Source organism: Arthrobacter sp. SPT-J7, assembly GCF_059089965.1.
The window spans coordinates 1-6,173 of record NZ_JBNHFF010000194.1; the positions used below are offsets into that span (position 1 = coordinate 1).

6 protein-coding genes are annotated in these 6,173 nt (G+C 63.6%); 5 read left to right on the top strand and 1 reads right to left on the bottom strand.

The window, feature by feature from the left end:
- The first annotated feature begins 149 nt into the window (after nt 1-149).
- The 4 genes from prfA to AC5RWX_RS29005 are packed head-to-tail and all read left to right on the top strand — an operon-like array spanning nt 150 to nt 3,708.
- Complete coding sequence (gene prfA, locus AC5RWX_RS28990; RefSeq protein ID WP_494099690.1) at nt 150-1,223, top strand: peptide chain release factor 1; 1,074 nt, start codon at nt 150-152, stop codon at nt 1,221-1,223.
- 12 nt (nt 1,224-1,235) lie between these two features.
- On the top strand, nt 1,236-2,123 hold the full coding sequence (gene prmC, locus AC5RWX_RS28995; protein WP_494099691.1) for a peptide chain release factor N(5)-glutamine methyltransferase: 888 nt from the start codon (nt 1,236-1,238) through the stop codon (nt 2,121-2,123).
- Entirely contained in the window at nt 2,120-2,935 is an 816-nt protein-coding gene (locus AC5RWX_RS29000) for an L-threonylcarbamoyladenylate synthase (protein ID WP_494099692.1), read from the top strand. The genes prmC and AC5RWX_RS29000 overlap by 4 nt, the downstream gene beginning before the upstream one ends.
- The gene (locus AC5RWX_RS29005; protein ID WP_494099693.1) at nt 2,935-3,708 is read left to right on the top strand and encodes a WecB/TagA/CpsF family glycosyltransferase; all 774 of its coding nucleotides are present in this window, start codon (nt 2,935-2,937) and stop codon (nt 3,706-3,708) included. The genes AC5RWX_RS29000 and AC5RWX_RS29005 overlap by 1 nt, the downstream gene beginning before the upstream one ends.
- A 39-nt stretch (nt 3,709-3,747) precedes the next feature.
- Here the strand turns inward: AC5RWX_RS29005 and AC5RWX_RS29010 are convergent, their stop codons facing one another.
- Nucleotides 3,748-4,644 (bottom strand): glycosyltransferase, encoded by an 897-nt coding sequence (locus AC5RWX_RS29010; RefSeq protein ID WP_494099694.1) that lies wholly within the window; start codon nt 4,642-4,644, stop codon nt 3,748-3,750.
- A gap of 288 nt (nt 4,645-4,932) precedes the next feature.
- Between AC5RWX_RS29010 and AC5RWX_RS29015 the strand changes: the two genes are divergently transcribed.
- Nucleotides 4,933-6,045: an MraY family glycosyltransferase gene (locus AC5RWX_RS29015; protein WP_494099695.1), complete on the top strand. Its 1,113-nt coding sequence runs from the start codon at nt 4,933-4,935 to the stop codon at nt 6,043-6,045.
- Nucleotides 6,046-6,173 lie beyond the last annotated feature (128 nt).

Consider the following 6,173-nt stretch of genomic DNA (forward strand, 5'->3'; position numbering starts at 1 on the left):
GTACTGCGTACGTCAGCTGCAACGCTCCGATAGGCCCGATGCCACTCCCTGGGCGGAACATCCGCGCGGCAGTTACGGGGCCCGCTCACCGTGGCGCGCCGCTTCTTGTGTCTGTTTTAAACTGGCACAGAACGAAAGAGGTTTTGAAAATGTTTGAGTCCGTACAGGGCCTGCTTGATGAGCATGATGCTATCCAGGCGCAGCTGGGGGATCCTGCTGTTTATGCTGATCAGCGGCTTGCCCGGAAGCTGGGCCGGCGTTCGGCTCAGCTCAATGGCATCGTTGAGGCTTATCACAAGTGGGAAGGCATCCGGGATGACCTTGCTGCTGCCAAGGAGATGGCTTCGGAGGATCCTGAGTTTGCGGCTGAGGTGCCGGAGCTGGAGGCTGCACTTGAGGTTGCTGCTGCCAAGCTGCGCCGGCTGCTCATTCCGCGCGACCCTGACGATGCCCGCAATGTGATCCTTGAAGTCAAGGGCGGTGAAGGCGGCGACGAGGCTGCACTCTTTGCCGGTGACTTGCTGAGGATGTACACACGGTACGCCGAATCGCGCGGTTGGAAGACTGAAATCATTTCCGCCACGGAATCCGACCTTGGCGGCTACAAGGATGTCCAGGTCGCAGTGAAGGGCAGCTCAAATGATCCGGCCGAGGGTGTGTATGCTCGGCTGAAGTTTGAAGGCGGCGTGCACCGTGTGCAGCGCGTTCCCGTGACCGAGTCGCAGGGCCGCATCCACACGTCAGCCGCCGGTGTCCTGGTCCTGCCCGAAGTGGATGAGCCTGAAGAGCTTGAGATCAACCAGAACGACCTCAAGATCGACGTTTACCGTTCGTCCGGCCCGGGCGGCCAGTCCGTGAATACCACTGACTCTGCCGTGCGCATCACCCACCTTCCCACCGGCATCGTGGTGGCCATGCAGAACGAGAAATCCCAGCTGCAGAACCGTGAAGCTGGCATGCGTGTACTCCGGGCACGCATCCTGGCGCACCAGCAGGAGCAGATTGACGCCGAGAACTCCGCCCAGCGGAAGTCGCAGATCCGTACCATGGACCGTTCGGAGCGGATTCGCACCTACAATTACCCCGAAAACCGGATCGCGGACCACCGCACCGGCTACAAGGCGTACAACCTGGACCAGGTGATGAACGGCGATCTGGAACCGGTCATCCAGTCCGCGATCGAGATGGACGAACAGGCCCGCCTGGACGCCATCGGTGACTAGCCCTTCCGCCGTATGACACTCGGGCCAGACCAGTCGCTCGCAGAAGCCGTCAGCGCGGCAACTGCCATTCTGCGTGATGCCGGCGTACCCAGTCCGCGGGTGGACGCCGAGCTGCTCGCGGACCATCTGCTGAACGTTGGGCTGGGCCGTTTGCGGGCCATGATGCTGGGGGACGCACCCGCCCCGGAAGGCTATGACGCTTTGGTGGCTGAGCGGGCCAGCCGAATTCCGCTGCAGCACATCACCGGCGTGGCGCATTTCCGCTACTTGGAGCTGGCTGTGGGCCCTGGCGTTTTTGTACCCCGCCCCGAGACCGAATCCGTGGCGCAGCTGGTGATTGACCACGTCAAGGGCATGACACACCCGCGGATCGTCGACCTCGGGACCGGTTCAGGCGCCATCGCGGGCTCCATCGCCCACGAAGTGCCGGGCGCCGAGGTGCACGCTGTTGAGTTCAGCCTGTTCGCGCACGCCTGGGCTGCGAAAAATCTCGCCCCATTGGGCGTCCGCCTGGTCCTTGGGGACCTGCGGGACGCGCTGTCGGAGCTCAACGGGACCTTCGACGTCGTGGTTTCCAATCCGCCGTACATCCCGGCCGAGGCCGTTCCCAACGAGCCGGAAGTCGCCCTGCATGATCCCCCCGAAGCGCTGTATGGCGGGGGAGCGGACGGCATGGAACTTCCGACGGCGGCAGCAGCCTCGGCTGCCCGCCTGCTGCGGCCCGGCGGCTACTTCGTGATGGAACATGCGGAAGTCCAGGCAGGCTGGATCTCGGAAATGCTGGCCAGGACAGGGAATTGGACCACTATCAGGACGCATCTGGACCTTAACGGCAAGGAGCGCGCCACCAGCGCACTGCTCGCGGATCCGGACCCAGGGAATGAAAGAATAGGCGAGTGACCACAACCTACAACTGCACCAGCGACGACGAGCGCGCCCAGGGACTTGAACACGCGCAACGTGCCATCAGCGAAAAGAAGTGCGTGGTTTTTCCCACGGACACTGTCTACGGCATTGCCGCCGACGCCTTCTCGCCGCAGGCCGTCACCATGCTCCTGGTGTCAAAAGGACGCAGCCGCACCATGCCGCCTCCCGTGCTGATTCCCCGCATCAACGCCCTCGACGGGCTCGCCACCGACGTGTCTGCAGACGCACGAAAGCTCGCCGAGGCGTTCTGGCCGGGCGGCCTGACTCTCATCCTGCACGCCCAGCCGTCCCTGGACTGGGACCTGGGGGAGACCAAGGGCACTGTGGCGCTGCGGATGCCCGACGACGAAATCGCACAGGAACTGCTGACACTCACCGGGCCGCTGGCGGTTTCGTCCGCCAACCGCACCGGCCATGCTCCGGGACAAACGGCAGCAGCAGCACGCGAGCAGCTGGCCGATTCGGTGGAGGTCTACCTCGAAGGAGGCTTCCGGCCGCTTGAAGGTGAGCCGGCAGTACCTTCCACCATTGTTGACGCCACTGGGCCCCGCCTGCGCGTGGTCCGCAACGGCGCAGTCAGTCTCAACCAGCTCCGCGAACACGTGCCGGGCGTACTGGGACTCGGTGAAATTCCCATGGCGGAAGAGGATCCGGTAGAAGAGACACCGGTTGAAGCACCGCCGGTTGCGAAGACACACTCAGGTTCATCGGTGGTAGAGCCCGAAGCAGCGGAAGCCGCCGAGACGCCTGCCACCCAGGCACCAGCCCCGGACTCCAGGCCTTGATGGCGCTGGACCGCCAGCAGATTCCCGTCCTGGAGGTTGAAGCAACCCCGCTGCGTGTTCCTGAACTGGTGGAGGAACTCAACCGCTTTGTCCGGGAGGGGTCCACTCGGACAGTCCTAGGCCACAATCTGCACAGCGTCACACTGACGCTTTCGGATGAGGGCTTCCGCAGCCTGTACCAGCGGAGCGACGTGGTCCTGCTTGACGGTGCCCCCGTGCTGTGGTTGTGGGGGAGGACCGGCAAGGCTGAAGGCCCGGTGATGGACTACCGGCTGGGCTCCACCGATTGGCTGCCCGCCCTGGACCAGGTGCGGGGACTCGAACGGGTCGCCGTGCTGGGTGCCGGTGCCGAGGCGAACGCCGGAGCCGTCCAGAGGCTCCAATCCATCGTTCCCGGTGCCCGGGTCTCGGGCTTCGCCGGCGAGGGGTGGAATGATGAGCTCGAAGACAAGGCGGTGGCGTGGCTGCACGTGCAGCAGCCGCAACTGGTTCTGCTGGGACTGGGTATGCCGCTGCAGGAGAAGGTCCTGCAGCGGCGCCTTGGCGACATGCCGCCAGCCATCTACTGCGCAGTGGGCGGAGCTATCGAGCAGTTGGCCGGTTTCCAAAAGCTCGCGCCGCGCTGGCTGGGCAGAATGGGACTTGAGTGGGCGTGGCGCCTGCTGCTTCACCCCCGTCGGGTTGCCTACCGGGTTCTCGGGGAGCCTTGGGTCCTGCTTTGGCTACTGGCAACGCGTGGGTTGAAGCGGCAGTTTCTCAAGCGCCAACGCTAGAAGCGCCAGAGTGGAAGCGCCGGAACTGGAAGCTGCAGCCTAGAACTTCTGGTCCTCCAGCGGCGCGAAGCCCTTGCCGCGGAGGCCCGTGGTGAAAGACCTGGCCCAGCCCAGGAATCCGGGAAGGTCCCGGCGCTGCGCGAAATAGCCCAGGTAGCCGCCGACGTCGGCCACAAAGGACCGGACGCGGAAATACCGGCGGATCAGGTAGCCGCGGTTCCGGTAGTAGTAGTACCGCTTGAAGGCTGACTCAGGAACAATGACGTGCCAGCGGGCCCCGAACACGTGCTGCGTCTCGGAAAAGGCGTGCGGATGCGTGATTGCGGTTGTGGTCACCGTGCCGAAGCGGATGCCGGCCTTGCGGAGACGGATGGTGAAATCAACCTCATCGCCCCGGATGAACAGGCGCATGTCCGGCAGGCCCACCTTGAAGAAAACATCAGAACGGATCAGGGCGCCGTTGAAGAAGTGTCCGTCGTCCGGAAGGAAACCGATCTTCTCCACTTCGGCTCGGCTATGCGTGACCTTGCCGTCCAGGCGGAAGAAGAAGGAAAGCCGGTCCGGCTGGCCTGGCGCCGTCACCAACGGGACCACCGCCTCCAGGTCGCGCGCCTCAGCCTCCCGCAGCAGCGTAGCGAGGCATTCAGGATCGGCCGGTTCGGCGTCGTCGTCCATCATCCAGATCCATTTGGCACCGCTGGCAACCGCCTTGAGCGCGGCCAGGGAAAATCCGCCCGCGCCGCCGAGGTTGGCTTCAGACCGGACGTAGTCCACGTTCGAGTGCTTCCCGGCCACGTCCAACGCCGGTGATTTGCCACTGTCCACCAGGCAGATCGTGTCCACCCGGGCCGTCTGGTTGTTGATGGAATCCAACAGGACAGCCAGTTCCTTCGGCCGGTCAAATGTTACGGCGGCAACTGCTATGCGGGGGGTCATGGGGGTCCTTTCAGCATGGCTGACAGGGATTTCCCCGCTCGCGGTGCGCCAGTGTGGCGCGAAGCCATGATGCTGTTGGCGCTAGTATCTTTGACTAGAGTCCACTGTAATACAGCCCTGTAAGGCACTGCGTCCAAGAAAAAAAGCGCACTGCCTGCTGCGCGCTCGGCGACGGAGAAGTTTCATTTATCGAAGAACAGATTCCCTGCCAGTGAGCCCATCGACCACGGACCATCCGCCAACGCGGTTGTCCGCCTTCAGCGCCACCCTTGAAACGGCCATCGCCCCATGATCATGTACCTGCTGATGGGACTGACCGCTGCGGTGGTGTCCTATTTCGCCACGTGGGGTGCCCGGGTGGTCGGCCACCGGCTTGAGCTGCACCTGCCCATCCGCAGCCGGGACATGCATTCCATTCCTGTGTCCCGGCTGGGAGGTGTGGCCATTTTCCTCGGCATCTTGGTGGCGCTCATCGTGGCCAGCCAGTCCTTCTTTGTTAAGGACATCTACCGGAACAACTTCTCGCCGTGGGGCGTCCTCGCCGGCGCGGCCGTCATCGTCCTGGTGGGCGTTGCGGATGACCTGCTTGATATCCGCTGGTGGGTGAAGCTGATCGGCCAAACCGCGGCGGGGCTCACAGTGGCGATCTGGGGAGTCCAGATGACCGTCGTCCCCTGGGTGCCTGAGCCCATCTACCTGGAGAACGAGACCCTTCGGGTGGTGCTGACCGCCGGTTTGATCGTCACCACCATGAACGCTTTCAACTTCATTGACGGCCTGGACGGGCTGGCCGCCGGAGTGGCGGTCATTGGCGGCACGGCCTTCTTCTTCACCGCTTACTGGGTCCACCGCAACGCCGTGCTGCTGGACTACTCGGATCTCGCCACCCTTATTACCGCTGTCCTGGTGGGCAGCTGCCTGGGCTTCCTGCCGCACAACTGGTTTCCCTCCAAGATCTTTATGGGTGACTCGGGGGCAATGCTTATCGGCCTGCTGATGGCGTCAGCCGGTGTGGTTTCCACCGGCCAGATAACCTCGGGGCTCTACGACAGGGCAAACGGTATCTCCACAGTGATACCCATCCTGCTTCCGTTCGCCGTGCTCTTCCTGCCCCTGCTGGACCTTGGTCTGGCGGTGGTCCGGCGCACTGCCCGCGGCCGTTCGCCCTGGTCCGCGGACCGGGGCCACCTGCACCACAAGCTCCTGGATATCGGCTACTCGCACCGCACCGCGGTCATCCTGATGTACCTCTGGACCGCAATCCTTTCCTTCGGGGGACTGGCCTTCGCCATCTTCCCGTGGCAGATCGTACTGTCCGTCGACATCTTCGCCACGCTGGTGATGGGCCTCATCACCGCCTGGCCGTACCTGGCGCGGCGGGGCGAGGAAACCCGGGCGTAACCTCCGTGCAGAAATATTTCTATCTCATGTAGAATTTAGGGGCAGCCAAAGCTGCCCCTCCAACCTGCCTCCTGGCTGACTGCCTCGTGGTGCCGACGATTGGGATCGAATGACCTCCAACGCCGAGT